Raw genomic sequence first — 23,504 nt, 5'->3', positions numbered from 1 at the left:
GTCGTGCACTCGCGCAGTGACCAGGTCCAAGCCCACTCGTTCATGGCCGCGCGGGTCGTCTCCGCGCTGGTGCAGGCCGAACCCGACGCGCCCGACCCGCCGCTGCGGCGGACCCCGCTCGGCTACGTCATCGGCCTGATGCTGTCGATGCTCATCGTCGCCGGGTTCGCCGTCGCCGGCGTCCTCGGCTTCGGCGGGGCCACCGACTGGTCCCAGCCCGGCAAGCTCATCGTCGAGAAGGAAACCGGGAGCCAGTACGTGCTGGCCTCCGACGGCACGCTGCGCCCGGTGCTCAACTACGCATCGGCGCGGCTGCTGGGGGCGAGCGAGGTCGCGGAGGTGTCCCGCTCCACGCTGAGCGAGGTGCCGCGAGGCACTCCCATCGGCATCATCGGCGCCCCCGACGGGATCCCGGAGGGCGCCGCGGGAGGTGCGGGCCAGGCGTGGCTGGTCTGCGCCACCACCACCCGCGACGCCGCCGGGGCCCCGCACGCCACCGTCGCCCTGCACGTCGGCGACGCCGCCGAGGCCGAACCCGCCGGGCCGGACGAGGCCGTGCTGGTGCGATCCACCAGCGGCGACCAGTACCTGGTGTGGCGGGACAAGCGGATGAAGCTCAGCGCCCCGTGGGTCGCCGCCGTGCTCGGCTACGACGCCTCCACCGCTCTGCCGGTGCGCGACGCCTTCATCAACGCGATGCCCGCCGGGCCCGACCTCGGGCCGCTGCAGATCCCCGGATCCGGCCAGCCCGGCCCGACCCTCGGCGGCCAGCCCACCCGCATCGGCCAGGTCTTCTCGGTCAGCGTGGTCGGCCGCCCGCAGACGCTGTACGTGCTCACCACCGGCGGGCTGATGCCGGTCAACGGCACGACCGCCGCGCTGGCGATGGGCGACCCGGCCGGCGGTGGCCAGACGGGCCCCCGCGCGCTCTCGCCCGCGGCGATGGCCTCGGTCGGACAGGTGCCCTCGTCGCCGACGATGGCGCAGCTGCCCGACAAGCCCCCGATGCCGCTGGTCGCCGACGACACCACCGCGCCCTGCGCCCGGATCCAACCGGGCCCGCGCGGCGCGCAGTCCGCGCTGGCCATCGGGCCCGCTGGAGGTGGCGTCGTGGTCGGCGGTCCCGGCATCGAACGCGACGAGTTCACCGCCGACCGCATCGACGTCCAGCCCGGTGCGGGCGTGCTCGCCCGCACCCTGCCCGCCCCCGGCGTCCCCGGCGCCGGTCTCTACCTGGTCACCGACTCGGGTGCCAAGTACCCGGTTCCCGGCCAGAAAGCGGCCGAAGCCCTCGGGTACCGGCTGACCGACGCGGTTCCGGTTCCAGCGCACCTGCTCTCGCTGCTGCCGACCGGACCGGTTCTCGCACCGGAGCGAGCCGCAGGAGGTGCTGCACCAGCAGCACCGTGACGCGCCGACCCACCCGGCCGGCGCGCAGTACGCAAGTCGAATCCCGCCCAGTTTCAATTCCGCACAGCGCAAGGAGAAACCGATGACCGCACCAGGCGCCCAGTACGGCCTCAACGACGCTCAGCTGCAGCAGATCATCGAGGCGACCAACCAGTCCCTGTCGCAGATGCGCCAGCTCAACAATCAGGTCCAGATGCAGGCTTCCTCGCTGGGCCAGGCCAACCAGTCCGACTCCGGTCGCATGCTGGTCGACAAGTTCGGCGTCTGGGCCGGTGACTTCTCGCGCATCGAGAACGAGCTCAACCAGCTGAACCAGCGCGTCATGGACGTCCGCAACGCCTCCCTGCAGGCCGCTCAGCAGGCCGCCGACTCCGCCTCCGGCGCCAACCTCTGATCGACACCCCCACCTACTCAGAACGGAGATTGAGATGACCCAGTTCAGCGTGCAGCACGGGGCCTACGAAGAGGTCAACATGGGGCTGCAGCAGGCCGTTCGTCAGATGGGCACCATCCTGGACGAGCTCAACGGCTTCCTGAAGAACATGGGCGAGGCCACCCAGGGCAAGGCCGCGCCGCTGTGGGCCGAGAAGCAGCAGAAGTGGAACCAGGCCTACACCGAGATGAACACCCGCCTGAGCAGCGGTCACGTCTCCTCGAACAACGCCGCCCAGGCCTTCCAGGACGGCGACAACCGCAGCGCCCAGATCATGGCTTGACGAGTTCCTCCCGCGGCTCATGCCGTTGAGAGGTGCTCGTGCGGTTGAAGTTTCGGGTGCGGGTCGCCACGCGCAGCGGCCCGCACCCGATTCCCCGTCTTCCTCCACCGTGACAAGGAGAACCAGTGGCTGACGAGACGAAGACCAAGTTCGACAGCGGTCAGTACGAGAAGCTGATCAAGGACGTCGACACCCGCGAGGACGAGCTGCGCAAGCAGTTCCTGGGTGCCAGCTCCGGCATCCGGCTCGCGGCCGACCTCGGCGAGCGGGTCCACGCCGGCAACCCCGAGTGGCCGGCCATCCAGTCGCTCAACGAATCCCTGGGCGCCCTGGGCAAATCCGCCGAGGCGATGAACGAGAAGACCAGCAAGGACTGGCGCAAGTTCACCGAAGCCCTCAACGACGCCAAGCGCGTCTTCGAGGACACCGACGACCTCGCGACCTACTCGGCCACCGAGTTCACCCAGGAATACCCGGACATCTCGGGAACGCAGACCCCGGCCGCCTGAGTCGGTTCACCCCCACTCGATCGGCCCCCACTCGATCGGCCCCCACTCGATCGGCCTCAGCTGACGGCATCAGCCCAGGAGCAGGAGAAAGCCCATGCCCGAGAACGCGGACCTGTCAGGCCCGAGCAGCGACTGGACGTTCTTCCAGGCGCTCAACGCGTTGACCGGAAAAGGGCCGGACCTGAAGTCCAAGGCCGAGGGCATCAAGTGGTTCGAGGTCGCAGGCGGTGGCGACGGTGGAGCCGGCGGCAAGGACGCCGACTTCACCGGCGACAAGCTCAAGGAGGACCTGACCAACCGGGTCGCGCCCACCGAGGACCTCACCTACACCGCGTTCGACCGGGTCTACTACCGGGTCAACCGCAACACCGCCGCCACCGACGCGTGGACCCAGGCGATCAACGACGCCGGAACCATCGTCGAGGAGATGTCGTCCGGCAAGAGCGGGACGCTGGACCTGCCCACCCTGCGCCAGGCCCAAGACCTCGTCGGCAAGTACGAGAAGTGGCTGGAGGGCACCGGCACGGACTTCCGGGCCTGGGCGAAGTCGCTGGACTCCGAGGACTCCGGTTTCAGCGGCAAGGCCGCCTCGGTCATCCAGGGGCGCATGGACCAGAACGCCGACAAGCTGGAAGGCCTGCACGAGCAGCTCACCATCGACCGGGGCGTCGCCGTCTCGGTGGCGCTGAAGAACCTCGGCGACAAGATGGAAGCGGCGATCAAGGGCCTCGCCGAAGCGTTCTACGACTTCCGCAGCCGCGCCCTCTACGCCCCCAACAACAAGCGCGTGGACTACGAGAACCAGCTCTACGACTTCCTCACCAACGGAGTGGGGCTGGTCAAGGGCGCGCCGAACTACCAGCTCGACGGCAAGAGCACCTCCGAGGCCCAGGAGTACATCAACACCTCGCTGGCGAGCTTCAAGGAAGGCAACCTGGTCACCGCCGGTCCGTGGGACAAGATGAACACGGAGATCAGCAACGCCGCGCTCACCGAGCTCAAGACGCTCGACACCGCGGCGGCCGCGGCGCTCAAACCCCTCGAAGAGGAGCTCAAGTACACGCAGTCGGCGATCAAGGAGCTCACCGAGCCCGAGGCCAGCGCCCCGAACACCCCGCCGACCACGCCGCCTCCCAACGGCGACACCAACATCCCGCCGCCCCCGGGTGGCGACACGAACATCCCGCCGCCGCCCGGGGGCGACACCAACGTGCCCCCGCCCGGCGGGGACACCAACGTCCCGCCGCCCGGTGGCGGCGACGGGCTCGGGGGCGCCGGTGGCGGTCCCGAGGGCCTGGGCGGCGGTGACGGGTTGGGCGGCGATTCCGCGAACGGCGGCGTCGGCGGACTCGGCGGTGGCGACGGGCTCGGGGGAGCCGGTGGCGGCCTGGGCGGAGCCGACGGCCTGGGCGGTGACTCCGCCAACGGCGGCCTCGGCGGACTCGGCAGCGGTGACGGCCTCGGCGGTGCCGGTGGTGGCCTCGGCGGCGACTCCGGTCTGGGGACCGGGGACAACGGTGCCAACGGCGGTGCGACGCCGCCGCTGGTCGGCCCCGGTGGGCTCGGGCTCGGCGGCGCCACCGGCGGCGCGGGAACCAAGCCCGGCGCCAACGCCAACGGCGATCCGGCCAACGGCGGCGCGGGCGGTTTCGGCGACTTCGGGCAGAACGACCCGGCCAACGGCGGGGTCGGTGGGCTCAGCGGCGACCAGCAGCCCGGCCTGGTCGACAGCGGCCTGACCCAGAGCTCGTTCGACCCCGCCAACGGCGGTGCGAGCGGCTTCGGCGACGTTCCCGGGCAGCAGGACCAGGACCGCCCCGGCGGCATGGCCGGTGTGCCCCTGGACTCCAACGGCAACCCGATCCCCGGTGCCGGAGAAGGCATCGGCGACCTCGCCAACGGTGGTGCGGGAGGCTTCGGCGACACCGGTCTGCCCGGCGGCGCGGACTCCGGACTGGGAGCCGGTCAGGGCCTCGGTGACCCGGCCAACGGCGGCATCGGTGGACTCGGCGCGGGCGGCAACGACGGCCTCGGCGCCGGCGCGGGTCTGGGTGATCCGGCCAACGGCGGTGCCGGTGGGTTCGGCGACCTGCCCGGTGGTGCTGACGGCGGCCTCGGCGCCGGCGCGGGCCTGGGTGATCCGGCCAACGGTGGAGCCGGTGGGTTCGGCGACCTGCCCGGCGGCCAGGGCGGTTTCGACCCCGGTGGCCTCGGATCCGGTGCCGGGGAAGGGCTCGGCGACCCGGCCAACGGCGGACTCGGCGGCTTCGACCCGGGCGGACTCGGGTCCGACTCGGGCGCCGGGCTCGGCTCCGGTGCCGGCATCGGTGACGTCGCCAACGGGGGCGCCGGTGGATTCGGCGACGGTGCGGGCGGTCTCGGTTCGGGCGGATTCGAGGGCGTGTCCGACCCGGCCGACGGCTACGGGTTCGACAACGTCTCCGACGGCTTCGGCGCCCCGGACGGCTCGGCCGACGGCGCGGGCGGTTCCGGTACGGGTTCCGAGCAGCAGCGCGGTGGTGCCGGGGGCGGCACCACCGGGTTCGGCATGGGTTCCGGCGCGGGCTCCGGTCTGGGCGGTTCCCAGGCATCGCCGCTGCCGCCGGGGATGAGCCAGCTCAACGGTCCGTCCACGCAGCAGGGCATGGGCGGAATGCCGTTCATGCCACCGATGATGGGCGGCATGGGCGGCCAGCAGGGCGACAAGAGCGAACGCGAGCGGCAGACCTGGCTGTCCGAGGACGAGGACGTCTGGGGCACCAACGCCGACGCGGGCATGGGCGTCATCGGCCTGCCCGACGAAGCCGACTTCGACGTCGACGAGCAGATCGCCGCGGGCCCGGTCCGCCCGCCGCGCCAGCCGCAGCAGACACCGGCGGAGCAGGAGCAGACCACCCAGGCAACGGCGCAGGGCTGAAAACCAGGTCCCCGGAAGGAGGGAGTGGCGATGTCCTCTCCTCTGTTCAACCAGATGGAAAACGCGCTGGCAGACCTCCGGAAGCAGCAGGAGCGCATCCGCGAGGCGCAGGAGCGGGCCGAGAAGGAGACCACGACCGTCTCCAGCAAGGACCGCTCGATATCCGCGACGGTGGACCACCGGCAGCGGCTCACCGGTCTGAAGTTCTCCGGCACCCGCTACCGCACGATGGCGCCCGCCGAACTGGCCAACAAGATCGTCGAGCTGGTTCGGCAGGCGCAGGACGAGGCGAGCCAGAAGTCCATCGCCGTCTACAGCGCGATGGCGCCCGCCGGGTTCGGGTCGGCGCTGACCGACATGGTCAACGGCGACTTCGACCTGGACACGATGTTCGACGAGGCGGTCCGGGAGGCGGACAGCATGTCCGACGCCGCCGACGAGGGGGAGGGGACCGATCGTGGCAAATGAGGAGAACGACCTGGTCGCGGCGGACATCGAGGCGCTCAAGCGGGGAGGCGTCGACCTGACCCGCATCGCCGAGACCGCCAACGCCATCTACGCCGACCTGGCCCACGACTGCAACTCCTTCGCCATCGAGGGCGACGACGACATCGCCAAGACGCTGCGCTCCAAGTACGAGCCGGGGGAGAAGGACGGGCTGGAGTTCCTGCGCATGCTCGGCCTGAGCATCGGCACCGACGGCGAGAAGGTCGTCGACGTCGGCAAGACCTTCGACGACATGAACTCGACCGCGAACAGCGAGGTGACGCGGGGCGGCAAGAAGGCGTGAGCGCGGCGCGCGGCGCGACCGACGACGGCGTGCCGCGCGCGGACGAGGGGGCGTGAGGGCGAACTATGGCGATCATGGTTCCGGAAGAGGTCGGCAACCTCTTCATGGTCTTGACCGGCGAGAAGTGGCCGCAGATCAATGAAGATCAACTTCGCAAGTTGTCGGAATCGTGGCGCAACACCGCGAACCGGCTGCGCAACGACCTGACACCGGAGCTCGCTCAGGCGATCAAGCTCATCCGCTCCGAGTTCTACGGCAAGGCCGCGATGCGCTTCGCCGACCGGATGGCGCCGTACGTCGAGAGCAACGGCCACATCGAGACCGCCGCCGCCGGGTACGAGCAGATCTCCGCGTTCCTCAAGCAGCTCTCGGTGCAGACCGAGTACGTCAAGCTCGTCAGCCTGCTCTCGCTCGTCGAGCTGCTCGCCGAGATCGCCTGGGCCATCGCGATGGCCGGGCCCACCTTCGGCGCCAGCATGGCCTGGCTCGCCGGCCGCTACGCCATCGTCCGGTTCCTGCTCAAGAACATCTGGGGACGGCTGCTGATGCGCGTCATCCAGGCGCAGGTGTTCGGCATCGCCTTCCAGGTGGCCATCGACGCCGCTGCCCAGGGCATCCAGATGGCGAAGGGCAGCCGCGACGACTGGGACGAGGACGCCACCAAGCAGGCCGCCGCAGTCGGAGCCCTCGGCGGCGCGCTGGCCCTGCCCTTCGCCGCGCTCGGCGGCGCGATGGGCAACATGCTCGCCAAGGGCCTGGTCAAGGGCATCGGCGACCAGATCGACAACGACATCCTCAAGGCCGCCGCGGAGGCCGCCGCCAAGAACTTCGCCGACGACTTCCCGAAGGCACCGTCGCTGGCCAAGTTCGCCACCCAGGTCTCCGACCACATGAACACCCACATCGCCCGCGACCTCGGGGCCGCCACGCCCGGCAACTACGCGGGCATGAGCCTCAAGGGCATGTGGGCCGAGAAGTTCGGCCGCGGCCTCGCCGACGCCGTCGAGGAGGGCCTGCACGAGTTCTTCACCGAGGGCCTCTACGGCGCCATGACCGGGCAGGGCTTCCAGGCCAACCCGTACTCGTTCACCGCGGGCATGTCCGCCGGTCTGTCGGAGAACCTGGGCAGCGTCATCGGCGCCGGGCTCCACGGCAACCTCACGCCCGGCAGCGGGGAGAACCCGTTCCTCGCCGCGCAGCGCGAGAACGAGGGCGGCGACTCCGACACCTCGCCGCTGCTGAACGGCGACGGCGACCTCGACACCTCCGACATCGACAGCGACGCGCAGAGCGTCTCCGGCGACAGCACGTCCGGCGGCGGGGTCGCGGGTGGTGTTGCGGGTGGCAACCCGTCTTCGCTGGGGCAGTCCCAGACCCAGGTCCCGGGGCAGGGCGGGGGCGATCGCGGCGCGGTCGACGACGCCGCTTCGACCGGGTCCGACACCCCGAGCAACCCGTTCGAGCCCGATGCCGATGCCCAGTCCACGACCGCGCAGTCCACGACCGCGCAGTCCACGACCGCCCAGTCCACGCCTGCGCAGTCCACGACTGGGTCGCTCACCGAGTCGCAGACCCAGGTCCCCTCGCAGCCCGGGTCCGAGACCGGTTCGGTCGTCGAGACGCCGGAGACCGTCAGCGTCGGCGGCGAGCAGGGAGCTGCCCAGAACACCGGTTCGCAGGTCTCGACCGGGCAGGAATCCGGCTGGAACAGCGCTGTTCCGCCGGAACCCGCTCCCTCGAACCCGGACGTCTCACCGGGACTTCCTCCGTCGGGGCAGTCGTCGAACACCCAGGGGGAACCGAACCTCTCGCCGTCCACATCGGACTCGAACGTCGCGCCGCCGACGCAGGTCGGCGGGCAGGCTCAGGTGAATCCCGGTGGGCAGCAGGCCGCGCCCGATGCGGTCGCCACCGACGGGGGGACGACCGGGACCAGGACGCAGCAGCCCTCGTCGCCGGTCGGGTCGGTTCAGGCCGATCCGGTGCAGTCCAACGGTTCCCAGTCCGCCGCCGATCCGGTGCGGGGAGGCACCGATTCCGCCGTGCAGGTCGATCGGGGTTCCCAGACCGATGGCGCCCGGACGGATCTCACGCAGTCGCGGACGGATCTCGGCCAGAACCAGCAGAACTCGTCGAGCGACGCCACGACGACCACTTCGCAGAGCTCCGCCGACGTGCAGGCGCAGGCGCAGAGCGACCAGGGGCGCCCTGCGAGCGAGACGACCAGCACCGACGGCGTGACCCGCAGCGACGGGACGTCCGGGCAGCAGTCGGTCACCGGTCTCGGCCAGACCGGTCAGACGCAGGTTTCCGGCCTCGGATCGAGTTCGTCGAACCCCGCCTCGACGAACTCGCCCGCGCCGCAAGCGCAGTCCCAGTCCCAGTCGACCCCGAATACGCGCGGCGGCACCACGAACTCGACCGGCACGTCCTCGCCGTCGGTGACCGACGTGACGGCGACCTCGCAGACCTCCGTGCCCCAGGTTCCGGGCACGCCGACGCCCGAGGTGTCGACCGCGACGGTCACGGTCGACTCCAGCGGGAACCTCGTCGACACCGCCCAAACCCAGGAGACGCCCCAAACCCAGGAGACGGGACAGACCCAGGAGACGGGACAGACCCAGGAGACCGGACAGCAGTCCACGCAGACCCAGCAGGACACGACTCAGCAAGACACCGCTGGCGCCGGCCGGGACACCGCCGACACGGTGACCGACACCGGTTCCACCGACACGGCCGCCGACGGCATCACCTCGACCGACGACCTGTTCGCGGCGCTGGACCAGGACACCCCGCTGGACCTGTCGCTCACCGATCCGTCGCAGGTCACCCCGGCTCCGGTGCTGCCGGAGACCGCGCGGGCCGCGGACTCCTTCGCCGCCGACATGACCGCGCGCGTCGACGAGACGCCGCGACCGGCGGAGCTCACCCGCGACGGCATCATCACCCACAACTCGCGGCTGCTGCCCAGCGACGGGGTGTGGTCGCCGGATCGCCCCGCGCCGCTCGCCGCCAACGTCGCCTCCAAGATCGACGTGGACCCGGCGGTGCGCGCCGGGCTGCAGGGGCAGTTCCAGCACCTGGTGAACACGCGGGGCGAACTCGGCCTGCTGCAGATCCTCTCCAGCGGCCGCAGCTTCCAGGTCCCGACGACGACCGGCACGCAGAGCGTGTTCGTGCGGATGGACCCCGACACCGTCGCCCCCGCCGCCACCCCTGACTCGACGGTGCACGACACCCCGTCGCAGAGCAGCAAGCACGAGGGGGCGAGCCGCTCGATCTCCAGCCACGCCGTGTCCCGCAAGCTCCGGCAGAACGCCGTCGCCGGCTGGGTGGACTCGGCGATCGAGGTGGCCGCGACCTCGCTGAACCTGCGGGTCATGCCGTTCCTCGGTTGGGGCGAGAGCCGCACCAGCTCCGTCTCGGACAAGACCGGCAACACGCGCGAGCGCACCGCCAAGCTCGGCGGGCACCACAAGGCCTTCGACGTCAACTTCGAGGTCCAGTGGGAGTCCGGTGGGCAGCGCGGCAGCTCCCGCTTCGACCCCACGGTCCGGCTGGCCTACCCGGAGACGGTGCTGGAAGCACCCCGCCCGGCACCGACCCCGGACACCGAACCGGCCACCACGACCCCCGCGGTGCAGGGCGACCAGAACCCGGCCGCGCAGACCACGCCGACGCCGCGCACCCCCGTCCCGGTGCCGGCCGAGATCCAGCAGCTCATCGCCAACCTCGACGGCTACGCGGGCATCGGGCAGCTCAACCGCTCCGTCATGGACAACCTGCCGGACTGGGCCAAGAACGACGCCACCCTCAGCGGCGGGATCGCCGACAAGGTCGACTCCTCGCAGTTCGTCGAGGAGACCTCCGAGGGCCTGGTCAACGGCATCGACATCAGCCAGCGCACCACCTACCCCAAGTGGTCGCGGATGCCCGGCAAGAACTGGTCGAAGCACCCGCAGGTCTCGGTGAAGGTCGAACCGCAGGTGCGCGGGTTCGAGCGGATCGGCGACCCGCAGCCCATCCGCACCGGTGAGGTCCTGCGCAACACCAAGGACACCGGCCTGTCGCAGAGCATCGGATCGCGCGCCATCGGCGGCATCCGGCTCCGCGGGCTGTTCACCTCCGGCGAGGCGAAGATCGACGGGCACGGCAGCCCGCTGCAGATCGGCCCGATCGGCGTGCTGTCGCTCAACTCCAGCCGCAAGGAATCCCAGACCGGCCGGGAATCCGGCACGAACAAGGACAAGTCGCTGGAAGGCGACGGCGCCCAGCGCTACCGGATCGACCTGTCGCTGGCCGCCGAGATCACCTCCCGGCCCGGCGGCAAGGCCGAGTCCGCGCCCGTCACCGTCGCACCCACCGACGGGGCCACCTACGTGTGGGTGCGCAACGAGGACGTGCCCGAGTTCGAGCAGGCGCTCACCGACGCGCTCAACCCCGACGGCACGACCACCACGCCGAACCCGGTCCCGGTGCCCGACGCCGAGCAGCGCGAACGCATTCGCACCGTCGTCGACGGCGAGGGCATGTTCAGCAACGTGGTGCGGGTGCGCGGCACCGAGGCCGTGCGCGACCAGGCCCGGCAGCACATCCGGCAGCGGCTCACCGCGCTCGGCGTCGACCAGGACCAGGTCGACTGGAACCAGGTCAACCGCGACCTCGGCGGGCTCGGCCCGTACGGGGTGATGACCAAGTTCGACGACCTGACCGGTGACGGCAAGCCGGTGACCGTCGAGGTCACCGCGGGCGGCCGCAAGTTCAAGTTCGAGCTCACCGGCGACCTCGGCGACGTGACCGGGCGCCGCACCCTCGACAACGACGTCAAGTTCAGCGCCACCCGCAAGCGCGGCAGCGGCTGGAAGACCGGGTTCAAGACCAGCTTCGGCGTCGGCGCGCTGGTGGCGGCGATGGCCCGCGCCACGATCCGCCCGTCCGGCTACGGCGCCAACAACTACGTCGGCGGCATCGCCGGCATCGGCGGCAGCTGGAACCGGGGCAAGGCCAGCGGGTACGGCGACAGCCTCGAATCCGAGCAGCGCATCAAGTACGAGGGCAAGGCCGACCGGGTCACCCGCGACGTCGCGTTCGAGCTCAAGGCCACCGACACCTCGGCGCGGAACCCGTTCAGCCGCAGCACCCCGCCCGCCTCGATGCAGGTGCCCGGACAGGCCGACTACCGGGTCGCGAGCTTCCTGCTCGACGCCGACGCGGGCTGGCGCCCGGGCGAACCGGCCCCGGCCGCGGGACGCGGGCTCGACGACGGCAACCGCGTCGACATGGGCAACACCGCCGTGGTCTCGGTCGCCGACCTCTACGGCAAGGCCAACGAAGCCTTCCACGAGATGCAGCGCGACGCCGCCCGCGGCGCCAAGGAAGGCCGGTTCGAACGCTTCCGGCGGTGGATCGCGCACGGCAGCAGCGACCCCCGGCACAGCGACCCCAAGCACCTCGTCGACGTCGACCCGCAGTGGTGGAAGACCCGGATCCCCGGCATGTTCCACACCCCGCAGGTCCGGGACGACGGATCGCACGCCGGGTGGTTCTTCGACCGGATGCAGCGCGGCGCCTTCGAGATGCGGGTGCACAACGAGCGGCCGCTGGGCCCGGTGCCGGGCAACTCGACCTGGGAGACCAGCAACAAGACCGGTGTGTCGATCTCCAACGGCACCAGCAGCGGCACCGACGGCGAACTCGGCGTCAACTTCTGGGGCGCGATGGCCGACGCCAACGCGGGCGTGTCGATGTCGACCGGGCGCGGCAACGACGACTCGCTCGGCGGCTCCACCAAGTCCAGCTCGCAGGTCAAGACCCCGATGGACCTCTACACCGGTGACCTCGTGCTCACCGTCCGCGCCGACGCCTGGCAGCAGCTGTTCGGCCAGCCCAACCACCGCTGGGACGCGATCAGCCCCTACCCGACCGGGGCGCAGAGCGACAGCGTCGAGATCGTCGTCCCCGACGGCCTGCTCTACGTCAAACCGCGCACCCCCGTCGCCACGCACCCCGACGGCCGGCTCACCGAGGACCTGCCGCTGCTGCGCGACCTCGGCAAGGGCCTGGACCGGTCGGTGGTCGTCAACGGCTTCACCCGCGACGACCCGGCGCCCGCCGACGGCTCGCAGGACCAGGAGGCGGGTGCGCCGGGGCGGTTGTCCGACGACGCGATCCGCGCGCTCTGGCACGCCGCGCCCGAGCTGTTCCCCGGCTGGACGCCCGATTCCGGCCGCCCGGCACCGCTGTTCGACGCCACCAACGCGCTGCGCGCCCTCGACAACCCCGCCGACGTGCGCGAGATGCTCAACGGCGGCTGGCAGCGGAGCATGTTCCGCTCCCGCTGGTTCGGCTCGCACTACTACACCTTCACCGCGACCGCCGAGCAGCAGCCCGGTGCCGAGGTCATCGACCGCGGCGACGTCCCCTCCGGCGGCTACGCCGAGACCCAGGGCGTGCGCGGGCGGGGCCAGGACTCCTCCCGCGACGTGGCCACCGCGCTGGGGATCACCGCGTGGCCGATCGTGCCGACCACCGCCGCCGGCGACACGATGGCCCCGATGCCGCTCGTCGGCTCGACCCAGGCGAGCAGCGCCGAGCAGGCCAACGAGGTCGACACCTTCCAGCAGGAACGCTCCGACACCGACGGCCACGTCGGCGTGCGCGCACCCTTGCAGGTCAACTTCACGGTGCACAAGTTCCGCGTCCCGCCGCTGCTGCTGTCCACCTTCACCGAAGGCGCCGCGGGTTCCAGCGCCTACCGGCACCCGGAGCTGCGCGAGGTCACGCTGCCGCCGCAGCTGTCGCGGACCCGGGGCGCGGTCGACCTGAGCCTGCCCGAGTTCCTGCTCGACCAGCCCGCTGACCGCACCACCTCGACCACCGGCCGCGACATCACCGACGCCGCCCGGCAGACCCCGTCGTTCCAGCTGGCCAAGAGCACCCGGGACCCGCAGCTGACGCGGCAGGTGGTCGACGCGATCGTCGAGGCGCGCGGCCACGAGGACCTGGTGCACCGCTGGTTCGGGGAAGGTACGCCGAACCGCGGCAAGATCGACGCGCTGTTCTCCCCCGACGTGCTCGTGCCGAACATCGGTCCCGACCGGCAGCTGCTCAGCGAGGACGGCCACACCAGCACCTTCCGGGTGCACGACCGGTTCCTCGCGGTGGACTACGAGGTGCAGGTCAAACCCCGGCTGAGCGACCCGCAACACCTGCACACCTGGACCGAGGCGCAGCACGAGGCCAAGCGCGGTCAGGAAGCCGGATCGTCCTCCGGGGACGGCAACACGCGCGGCGTCGACACGGGTCTGGGCGCGATGGCCATCAACGCCCAGAACTGGAGCAACGCCGAGAACGTCGCCTCGCGCGGCGTCACCGACGGCGACACGGCGGCCTCCGCGCTGGAGCAGAGCAACAATTCCCGCACCCGGCAGCAGGAGTGGCACCGCTACACCGCGACCCCGCACTACGACGTGGTGATCCGCTCCAAGCCGCACTTCTCGCCGTTCTGGTCCGAGCACCGCAGGGAAGGCGCCGACGGGTTCACCGGCACCCCGGTGGAGTTCGACGTCCGCGAGGGCGAGCACACCGCCTTCGAGCCCCCGCCCCGCACGACGCCCGCTCCCGCCACCGACCCCACGACCTCCACGCAGGACGGTGCTGTTCGGGAGGGCGCTGTTCGGGAGGGGGTTGTTGAGGACGGGGCGCGGAGCCCGGAGGAGGTGCGTCGGGAGATCCGGGCGCTGGAGGACCAGATCTCCGATCTGACCTCCCAGTACGACCGGTTGACCAGCAGGATCACCCACGTCGCCGACGCCGCCCAGGCGATGGCCGAACCGCACCTCGACGGCGGGCCGCGACCCGATCCGCGGCAGGTCGAGATCATCCACCGCGCGGCCGTCGAGGTCACCGAGCCCGACGTGCGGCGGCTCGACCAGCTCGGTCAGCAGATCGCCGCGAACACCTTCGAGCTGCGGGACCTGCGCCGCGATGCCACCGACGTCGACCCCGGCGTCGCGCCCGCGCCGGACGGTCCCGCTCAGGACAACGGGGTTCGACCCGACGAGTCCCGGACCGACGGTGATGGGCGGCGTTTCGACCGGTCCGGCAACCTCGTCGAACGCGGCCAGGACGGGCAGTGGCGCAAGCAGCGCTACGTCGCGCTGCCCTGGCTGGACCAGAACACGCTGGTGCTGGGCGTCCGTCCCGAGACCAACCCCTTCACCGGCCGACCGAACCACATGGCCGGGTTCCCGACCGCGCCCGGCGGCAACGCCCAGCAGCGCCACGTCGGTGCCGACGGCGACGTCGTCACCGCCACCCTCGCCGACCGGGTCGGCCAGGACCTGCCCGGCGGCTACCGGTTCACCGGCCACGACGGCACGACGAACACCACCCCGGGCAGCGGGAACGCCAAGGGGGACGCGCACTTCGTCCCGGTGTCGCTGGAGCGCACCGGCACCCCGCACCAGCCGAACACGACCGCCGACGTGCGGGAGGTCGGGCGCAGCGTCGAGATCGACGTCCGCGATCTCGGTGTGACGCGCCAGAACACCGCTCGCGAGATCCTCGCGGCCGTCGCCCACGCCGCGGGCGTCGAGGACTTCGGGTCGCGGCACGCCGAGGAGTTCTTCGCCGATCCCGCCAGCGCCCAGATCGCCGAGTCCGTCCGCGACCGGCTGCCGACTTCGCCCCAACCCGCTCCCGCGTCGCGGCCCGACGCTGGACCGCAGCCGGTTGACGGTGATGAGTCGCCTCCGACGTTCACCGTCGAGGCCGAGCGGTGGAAGCCGCTGGACAACGCGTTCGTCTTCGGTGATGGGACCGTGCAGCGCGGACCGGGCAGCGGCATCCGGCAGGAGGTCCGCTACACCCTCACGCCCGAACCGGGCCGTTGGAACTTCGAAACGAAGCTCCACCTGCGGCCGGCTCCCGGTGTGACCGCTGAAGACCTGGCGAACGTGCGCGCCAACACCGCCGCCGGCCTGGAGCAGCTGCTCAACCAGCAGGCCCACCTGCTGCCGGGACCCGACGTCGAAATGCACGGCAACGTGGTGTTCGTCGATGACCCGGCCCAGGCGTTCAGCGTGATCGACGTGGTGCCGGGCAAGCCCGATGACCGGTCGAATCCGATGGATCAGCACAGGTGGGCGGCTGACGCGACGCCGTCGGAGTTCACGCACGAGGTGATGCACTTCTTCGGTGTGCGGGATGCCTACCTGCATCCGCGGCAGCTGCTCGACACCTCCGACAGTCCGGTTCCGGGTGATCTGATGGACGTGCGTCAGCCCGGCGCCGAATACCGGGTGCTGGACCGGCACATGCAGCAGATCATGGACGTGGCCTCACCGCACCTGCCCGGGTCGCTGGTGACCGACGGGGTCATCCCGTCCTCCTCGGGCACCGCGCTCGATTCGCAGCGCGAGCCCGGCACCTCCGACGTCTCACCGGCCAGGCCGCCCAGCGACCGGCCCCGTCGCCACCACGGCCACGACTCCGGCTCCTCGCGATCGTCCCACTCCTCGCGCTCGCCTCGCTCGCACCACTCGTTGTCGCAGTCGAGGCCGGTCGTGCTGGACAACCCGCAGTTGCGGGAGAATCCGTCGCGTCCGTCGTGGATGTACCGGGGTGATACGCGTCAGCCGGAGGTGGTCTTCCGGGACGGCATGACTTCCTGGGGTCGGGACTACGACCTGGTGTCGCACGTCCACGGTGGTGATGGTGCGCGCGAATCCGGGTACGTGTCGGTGACGCCCAGTGCGACGGCTGCGCATCAGTTCGTCGTCCCGGACGGCGGGGAGCCGATTCGTCACAACGGTCGTTGGTACGTGCCGATGTCGGGGCAGATCTATCAGATCGAGTCCTCGGGCAACATGATTCACATGGCGTCGCAGAACCTTCCGCAGGATCTGCTGGATCGGATGCGGTACCAGACCGAGTGGGACGCCGTCCGCCACGTCGATCGTCGCAACGTGCACAGCGCCATGACGGTCAGCGGGCACTTCCACCAGGGGCCCGATGGCCGTCGCACCATTCTCCCGGGCACGGTGCCACGACTGACGAACGTCGAGAACCGCGACTACGTCCCCGGATATCGGGGTTACGACCCGCACGCCGACCGCGACAGCGGGTTCACCCGCGACACCGACCTGGGCCTAGGTCCCCCGCGGCGTCGCCGCTCGCCGTCCTACGACGACGAGTACCCGGCAACCAGCAGCTCCTCGTCCTACTACCCGAGGCACTCCAGCTCCCACGACAACTACTACGACCGGCGCCCCGGCCTGCCCCCGAGCGCCGAGACCTCGGCCCATCAGACGGGAGATCAGCAGACTGGGGATCAGCGGACGGGCGATCAGCAGGACAGCACCGAGGTCACGCTCGACAACCCGCAGCTGCGGACGAACCCGCCACGGCCGCGATGGATGTACCGGGGCGACACGCGGCCGCCCGCGGAGATCTTCCGCGACGGGATGACGTCCTGGGGCACCGACTACGACCTGGTCGCCCACGTGCACGGCGGCGACCAGGCCAAGAACTCCGGCTACGTGTCGGTGACGCCCAGTGCCGTTGCCGCGCACCAGTTCGTCGTGCCGGACGGCGGCGCGCCGATCCAGCGTGACGGCAAGTGGTACTTCCCGATGTCCGGGCAGATCTTCCAGATCGAGTCGTCGGGCAACATGATCCACATGGCCTCGCAGAACCTGCCGCGGGCCCTGCTCGACCGGATGCAGTTCCAGACCGAATGGGACGCGGTCCGCCACGTCGACACCGAGAACATCCACTCGGCGATGACCGTCGAGGGCTACTTCCACCAGGGCCCCGACGGCACCCGCACCATCCTGCCGGGCACGACCCCGACCATCACCAACGTCGACAACCAGAACTTCGTGCCCGGGCACCGGGGCTACGACCCGCATGCCGACCCCGCCAGCGGGTTCACCCGCGACAGCGACCTCGGCCTCGCCGAGGCCGCGCGCACCGAGCAGAACCCCGACATCTCGCCGGGGTTGCCGCCGTCGGACGACGGTCGGCGCTCGTCCCGGCACTCGTCTCACTCGCGGCACTCGCACGAGTCCTCGCGGTCGTACCGCTCCTCGTCGAGCCGACACGCGCCGTCGTACTCGACCTACACCGCTGTTCCGTCCTCATCGCAGAACCCGACGGGTCCCGTCACCCTGGACAACCCGCAGTTGCGGGCCAACCCGCCGCGCCCGTCGTGGATGTACCGGGGCGACACGCGGCCGCCGGAGATCATCTTCCGAGACGGGATGACCTCGTGGGGCACTGATTACAACCTGGTGTCGCACGTGCACGGCGGTGATGCGGCCCGCAACTCCGGCTACGTGTCGGTGACGCCGAGCGCCGTCGCCGCGCACCAGTTCGTGGTTCCCGACGGTGGTGAACCGGTGTACTACAACGGTCGTTGGTACGTGCCGATGTCGGGGCAGATCTATCAGATCGAGTCGTCGGGCAACATGATTCACATGGCGTCGCAGAACCTTCCGCAGGATCTGCTGGATCGGATGCGGTACCAGACCGAGTGGGACGCCGTCCGCCACGTCGATCGGCGCAACGTGCACTCAGCGATGACCGTCAGCGGGCACTTCCACCAGGGGCCGGACGGTCGTCGCACGATCCTCCCGGGCACGACTCCGAACCTGACCAACGTCGAGAACCCCGACTACGTCCCCGGACATCGGGGTTACGACCCGCACGCCGATCCCCGCAGCGGGTTCACCCGCGACACCGACCTCGGACTGGGCGGGCACCGCTCCTACGACCCCGACATCTCCCCGGGGCTGCCGCCCTCGGACGACGGTCGGTACTCGTCGCGGCACTCGCACGAGTCCTCGCGCTCGCACCGCTCGTCGCGGTCCCATCATTCGTCGCGGTCGCACCACTCCTCGTCGAGTCGGCACGCGCCGTCGTACTCCAGCTACGCGCCCGCGCTGCCGCAGCCCCCGGCCCAACCCCCGGTCACCTTGGACAACCCGCAGTTGCGGTCCAGTCCGCGGCGTCCGCAGTGGATGTACCGGGGTGACACGCGGCCGCCGGAGATCATCTTCCGGGATGGCATGACCTCCTGGGGCACTGATTACAACCTGGTGGCGCACGTGCACGGCGGTGATGCGGCCCGCAACTCGGGTTATGTGTCGGTGACGCCGAGCGCCGTTGCCGCGCACCAGTTCGTCGTTCCCGACGGTGGTGATCCGATTCAGCACGGCGGTCGGTGGTACGTGCCGATGACCGGGCAGATCTATCAGATCGAGTCGACGGGGAACATGATTCACATGGCCTCGCAGAACCTTCCGCAGGCCCTCCTCGATCGGATGCAGTACCAGACCGAGTGGGACGCGGTCCGTCATGTCGATCACCGCAACGTGCACAGCGCTATGACGGTGCGCGGTTACTTCCACCAGGGTCCGGATGGTCGGCGGACGATCCTTCCTGGTACGACACCGGAGCTGACCAACGTCGAGAACCGGCGCTACGTCCCGGGTTTCCGTGGTTACGACCCGCACGCCGATCCATACAGCGGTTTCACCCGCAACACCGACCTCGGACTCGCGCCGCCGCGCCCGAGCCGGTCCTCCCACGAGTCGAGCCGCTCGATCCCCGCTCCCACCGGGTACACGACCTCGTCGACCTACCCGAGCTCCTCCTACTACCCGGCCGGCAGCTCCTCCTCGTCATCGCGCTACTACCCGGCTTCCAGCAGCGACTCGTACTACTACGACCGCCGGCCGGGGCTCCCGCCGGACCAGACCGGGACGCCCGACGTGCTTCGCGAGCAGGGCGGCGATTCGGTGCGGGTGCCCGGTTCGATCGCCGACAGCCCCAGGATCCAGGCCCCGGCGGGCCCGGTCAGCGCCGAGACCGTGTCCGCCCAGGCCGTTCCCGACGCGAACCGCGTCGTGCTGCTCCCGCCCGCCGGCCCCGGTGCTCGCGGTGTGGAGTTCACCGACAGCGGGACGCGCGTGGCGCGGGACCTCGGCAAGGAGGTCGTGGCGCTGGTCGACAACGGCCGGGGCAAGCTCCAGTGGCGCAGCTTCCAGCCCGACGGCTCCCGACCGCGCGTGGTCCGCGACGACGGCCCGATCACCCCCGCCCTCACGACTCCCGACACGCCCGCGCCCGTCAACCGGCAGGCCACCGGGTCGCAGGTCTCGGAGCCGCCGCCGACGTTCACCGTCGAGGCCGAGCGGTGGAAGCCGTTGGGCAACGCGTTCGTCTTCGGTGATGGGACCGTGCGGCGCGGACCGGGCAGCGGCATCCGGCAGGAGGTCCGCTACACCCTCACGCCCGAACCGGGCCGTTGGAAATTCGAGACGAAGCTGCACCTGCGGCCCGCTCCGGGCGTCAGCGCGCAGGACCTGGCGGCCGTGCGGGCCAACACGACCGCCGGGCTGGAGCAGCTGCTCAACCAGCCCGAGAACGTGCTGCCCGGACCGGACGTTCGCGCGCACGGCAAGGTGACCTTCGTCGACGACCCGGCCCAGGCCGACGGCGTGATCGACGTGGTGCCGGGCAAGCCGGACGACCGGTCGAATCCGATGGATCAGCACCGGTGGGCGGTGGGTGCGTCGCCGTCGGAGTTCACGCACGAGGTGATGCACTTCTTCGGTGTGCGGGATGCTTATCCGCATCCGCGGCAGTTGCTCGACACCTCCGACAGACCGGTTCCGGGTGATCTGATGGATGTGCGTCAGCCCGGTGTCGAGTACCGGGTGCTGGACCGGCACATGCGGCAGATCATGGAGGTGGCTTCACCGCACCTGCCCGGGTCGCTGGTGACCGACGGGGTCATCCCGGCGTCCTCGGGCACCACGACCACGGCGCAGCGCCAGGCTGATCCGGCCGACGTCTCGCCCGGTGTGTCGCCCGACGACCGCTACCGCTACTCGCACGAGTCCTCGCGGTCGCACCGCTCGTCGCGGTCGCATCATTCGTCCAGGTCACACCACTCCTCGTCGAGCAGGCACACCCCCTCGTACTCGACCTACACCGCGATGCCGTCCTCATCGCAGGCGAGCAGTTCGTCGCAGGTGCCCGCCCAGTCCTCTGGTCGAGTCCGGCTCGACAACCCGCAGTTGCGGTCCAGTCCGCGGCGTCCGCAGTGGATGTACCGGGGTGACACGCGGCCGCCGGAGATCATCTTCCGGGATGGCATGATTTCGTGGGGCACTGATTACAACCTGGTGGCGCACGTGCACGGTGGTGATGCGGCCCGCAACTCCGGGTACGTGTCGGTGACGCCGAGTGCCGTTGCCGCGCACCAGTTCGTGGTGCCGGATGGTGGTGATCCGATTCGTCACGATGGTCGTTGGTATGTGCCGATGACCGGGCAGATCTATCAGATCGAGTCGACCGGCAACATGATTCACATGGCCTCGCAGAACCTTCCACAGGATCTGCTGGACCGGATGCGGTACCAGACGGAGTGGGATGCGGTCCGTCATGTCGATCACCGCAACGTGCATTCGGCGATGACGGTGCGTGGTTATTTCCACCAGGGTCCGGATGGTCGGCGGACGATCCTTCCTGGTACGACGCCGGAGCTGAGGAACGTTGAGAACCGGCGCTACGTGCCGGGTTTTCGTGGTTACGATCCGCACGCCGATCCGTACAGCGGTTTCACCCGCAACACCGACCTCGGACTCGCCGAACCCGCCCCGCGGCCGACCCGGTCGTCGCACGAGTCGAGTCGATCGGTGCCCGCCTCGTACCCGTCGACCTCGTACCACTACCCGGCGTCGAGCAGCAGCTCGTACTACTACGACCGGCGGCCGGGACTCCCGCCTGGCCAGGACGGCGCCGTCCCGAACCGGGCCACCGATGCTTCGCCCGCCGCCTCGGTACCCCGCGAGCAGCGCTTCGCCGCGATGCTCGACACCTACCGCGACGCGCGCAACGCGGTCGCCGCCGGTACCAACCCGGTCCGCTACCACGCCGAGGGCGTGCCCGGCGGTGTCAGCAGCAGGCCCGATGCCCGCTTCGGCACCGAGATCGAGTTCACCGTTCCCGAGGAGCACTTCGACGTCGCGGTCCAGGAGCTCGGCACGGCGTTCCGCGACGCGGGCCTCGGTGACTGGCGCGACGGGCAGGAACTGGCGTCCGGCCTGGTCAAGAAGGCGCCCGACCGCTGGCGACTGGTCGACGAGGACACCCTGGAGAACGGGATCGAGGCAGTGTCGGAGAAACTGGGTGGCGACGCCCGCTCCTGGCAGCGCTTCGAAACCGCCGCCGACATCATCCGCTCGGTCGTGGAGAAGTACGGCGGATCCGTCGACGAAGGCGGCGGGCACGTCAACGTCAGCTTCGACGGCACCACCTTCGCCCCGCAGGCCAGCGTCGCTCTGGCAGGGCTCGCCAAGGCCCGCGAGCAGTCGCTGTACCGGATGGCGAACTCCACGATGGGCGGCAGGCAGCGCGAACTCCGCGCCGTCGGGCCGATGCCCGTCCCGCCCCGCACGGATGCCGCGTCGACCGCCGAGGACGTGCGCGCGCTGAACTCCAGCCGCAACGAGGGGCTCAACTTCGAGCACGTCCAGGCGAGCCCTCACGACCGCTGGGAGCTCCGGATGTTCCCCAGCAGCACCGACAAGGGCGAGTGGCAGGCCCGCGTCGAGCTCAGCTCCGCGATGGTCGCCGCCGCCCAGGACCCTGCGACTCACGACCGCATCGACGCGCTGCTGTCCGACCCGAGGCTGCTCGGCGACGAAACCGGCGACCGCTCCGAGGAAGCCCAGCTCAACGACCTGCTCGACCTGCTGGACGTGCTACCGCTGAGCAAGGCCGCCGAGCAGCAGATCGTGGAGCTGTTCGCCGCCACCGAACCCTGGCAGCGCACCGGTGCCACCGACGACTACCAGACCCTCGCGGTGCCCACCCGCGACGGACTGCACTACCCGAGCCCGAACGACGACGTCGCGAACCTCGTCGAGCAGGCCCGCGACGCCCGCCCGAACCCCGATGAGCAGGTCATCCGGTTCACCGCGAGCCAGGACGGCGACCGGGTGAGCCTCTGGGACGGCGGGGACCGCACGCCGCGGGACTTCGCCAACCACGTGCGCCTGCACCCCGGTTTCGACCAGGATCGCCGCGTCGTGGTGGAAACCGGAGACACGGCCGCGCGCGCCGCTCAAGACGTGGCCAGGCTGCTCGGCAACGCCGAGATCCGGCCGCGGCGGGAACCCGCGTCCGGTGCGGTCGGGGCCGACGTCTCGCCGGGGCTGCCGCCGTCGGACGACGGCCGGTACTCGTCGCGCCATTCGTCCCGCTCGCGGCACTCGCACGAGTCGACCCGCTCGCACCACTCCTCACGCTCGCATCATTCATCGCGGTCGCATCACTCGTCGTCGAGTCGGCACACCCCGTCGTACTCGACGTACACGGCGGCCCCGTCGTCGCAGTCGGGTCAGTCGTCGCAGTCGGGTCCGGTGCGGTTGGACAACCCGCAGTTGCGGGAGAATCCGTCGCGTCCGTCGTGGATGTACCGGGGTGATACGCGTCAGCCGGAGGTGGTTTTCCGGGATGGGATGACGTCGTGGGGTCGGGATTACAACCTGGTGTCGCACGTGCACGGTGGCGAGCACGCTCGCAACTCGGGTTATGTGTCGGTGACGCCGAGTGCGACGGCTGCGCATCAGTTCGTGGTGCCGGACGGCGGGGAGCCGATTCGTCACAACGGTCGTTGGTATGTGCCGATGTCGGGGCAGATCTATCAGATCGAGTCGTCGGGCAACATGATTCACATGGCGTCGCAGAACCTTCCGCAGGATCTGCTGGATCGGATGCGGTACCAGACGGAGTGGGATGCGGTCCGTCATGTCGATCGGCGCAACGTGCACTCGGCGATGACGGTCAGCGGGCATTTCCACCAGGGTCCGGACGGGCGCCGGACGATTCTCCCGGGCACGGTTCCGCGCCTGACCAATGTGGAGAACCGCGACTTCGTTCCGGGTTATCGGGGTTACGACCCGCACGCCGACCGCGACAGCGGGTTCACCCGCGACACCGATCTCGGATTGGGCCGTTCGCCGCGGCGTCGCCGCTCGCCGTCCTACGACGACGAGTACTACGACGACTACCCGCCCTCGTCCTCCCGGCGCTGAGGTGTTGCGTCAACCGAGTGAACCTCTTCGCGCTCGCCAGCCGTGGAAGTA

The 23,504-nt window shown here is 70.5% G+C and carries 8 protein-coding genes; all 8 read left to right on the top strand.

Going from position 1 to position 23,504, the window contains the following annotated elements; all coding sequences use genetic code 11:
- The first annotated feature begins 3 nt into the window (after positions 1 to 3).
- The 8 genes from eccB to QFW96_RS02955 all read left to right on the top strand — a co-directional run bounded on the left by eccB (position 4) and on the right by QFW96_RS02955 (position 23,453).
- Positions 4 to 1,410 (top strand): type VII secretion protein EccB, encoded by a 1,407-nt coding sequence (gene eccB, locus QFW96_RS02990; protein WP_281453912.1) that lies wholly within the window; start codon positions 4 to 6, stop codon positions 1,408 to 1,410.
- A gap of 82 nt (positions 1,411 to 1,492) precedes the next feature.
- Positions 1,493 to 1,804: a hypothetical protein gene (locus tag QFW96_RS02985; protein WP_281453911.1), complete on the top strand. Its 312-nt coding sequence runs from the start codon at positions 1,493 to 1,495 to the stop codon at positions 1,802 to 1,804.
- A gap of 34 nt (positions 1,805 to 1,838) precedes the next feature.
- Entirely contained in the window at positions 1,839 to 2,126 is a 288-nt protein-coding gene (locus QFW96_RS02980) for a WXG100 family type VII secretion target (protein WP_281453910.1), read from the top strand.
- A 125-nt stretch (positions 2,127 to 2,251) separates the two neighbouring features.
- The gene (locus QFW96_RS02975; protein WP_281453909.1) at positions 2,252 to 2,635 is read left to right on the top strand and encodes a hypothetical protein; all 384 of its coding nucleotides are present in this window, start codon (positions 2,252 to 2,254) and stop codon (positions 2,633 to 2,635) included.
- A gap of 94 nt (positions 2,636 to 2,729) precedes the next feature.
- Entirely contained in the window at positions 2,730 to 5,552 is a 2,823-nt protein-coding gene (locus tag QFW96_RS02970) for a hypothetical protein (protein WP_281453908.1), read from the top strand.
- A gap of 30 nt (positions 5,553 to 5,582) precedes the next feature.
- Positions 5,583 to 6,020 (top strand): YbaB/EbfC family nucleoid-associated protein, encoded by a 438-nt coding sequence (locus tag QFW96_RS02965; protein WP_281453907.1) that lies wholly within the window; start codon positions 5,583 to 5,585, stop codon positions 6,018 to 6,020.
- Entirely contained in the window at positions 6,010 to 6,342 is a 333-nt protein-coding gene (locus tag QFW96_RS02960) for a hypothetical protein (protein WP_281453906.1), read from the top strand. Before QFW96_RS02965 ends, QFW96_RS02960 begins: the two co-directional genes overlap by 11 nt.
- 74 nt (positions 6,343 to 6,416) lie before the next feature.
- On the top strand, positions 6,417 to 23,453 hold the full coding sequence (locus QFW96_RS02955) for a WXG100-like domain-containing protein (RefSeq protein WP_281453905.1): 17,037 nt from the start codon (positions 6,417 to 6,419) through the stop codon (positions 23,451 to 23,453).
- The last annotated feature ends 51 nt before the right edge of the window (positions 23,454 to 23,504 follow it).

The organism is Saccharopolyspora ipomoeae (genome assembly GCF_029952525.1).
GTDB classification, from domain to species: domain Bacteria; phylum Actinomycetota; class Actinomycetes; order Mycobacteriales; family Pseudonocardiaceae; genus Saccharopolyspora; species Saccharopolyspora ipomoeae.
The sequence above is the reverse complement of the archived record's forward strand: the minus strand, read 5'-3'. Positions and strand labels throughout refer to the sequence as shown.

Coding starts and splice junctions, on each gene's coding strand:
- QFW96_RS02985 (WP_281453911.1), top strand. CDS start 1,493: ATGACCGCACCAGGCGCCCAGTACGGCCTCAACGACGCTCAGCTGCAG.
- QFW96_RS02980 (WP_281453910.1), top strand. CDS start 1,839: ATGACCCAGTTCAGCGTGCAGCACGGGGCCTACGAAGAGGTCAACATG.
- QFW96_RS02970 (WP_281453908.1), top strand. CDS start 2,730: ATGCCCGAGAACGCGGACCTGTCAGGCCCGAGCAGCGACTGGACGTTC.
- QFW96_RS02965 (WP_281453907.1), top strand. CDS start 5,583: ATGTCCTCTCCTCTGTTCAACCAGATGGAAAACGCGCTGGCAGACCTC.
- QFW96_RS02955 (WP_281453905.1), top strand. CDS start 6,417: ATGGTTCCGGAAGAGGTCGGCAACCTCTTCATGGTCTTGACCGGCGAG.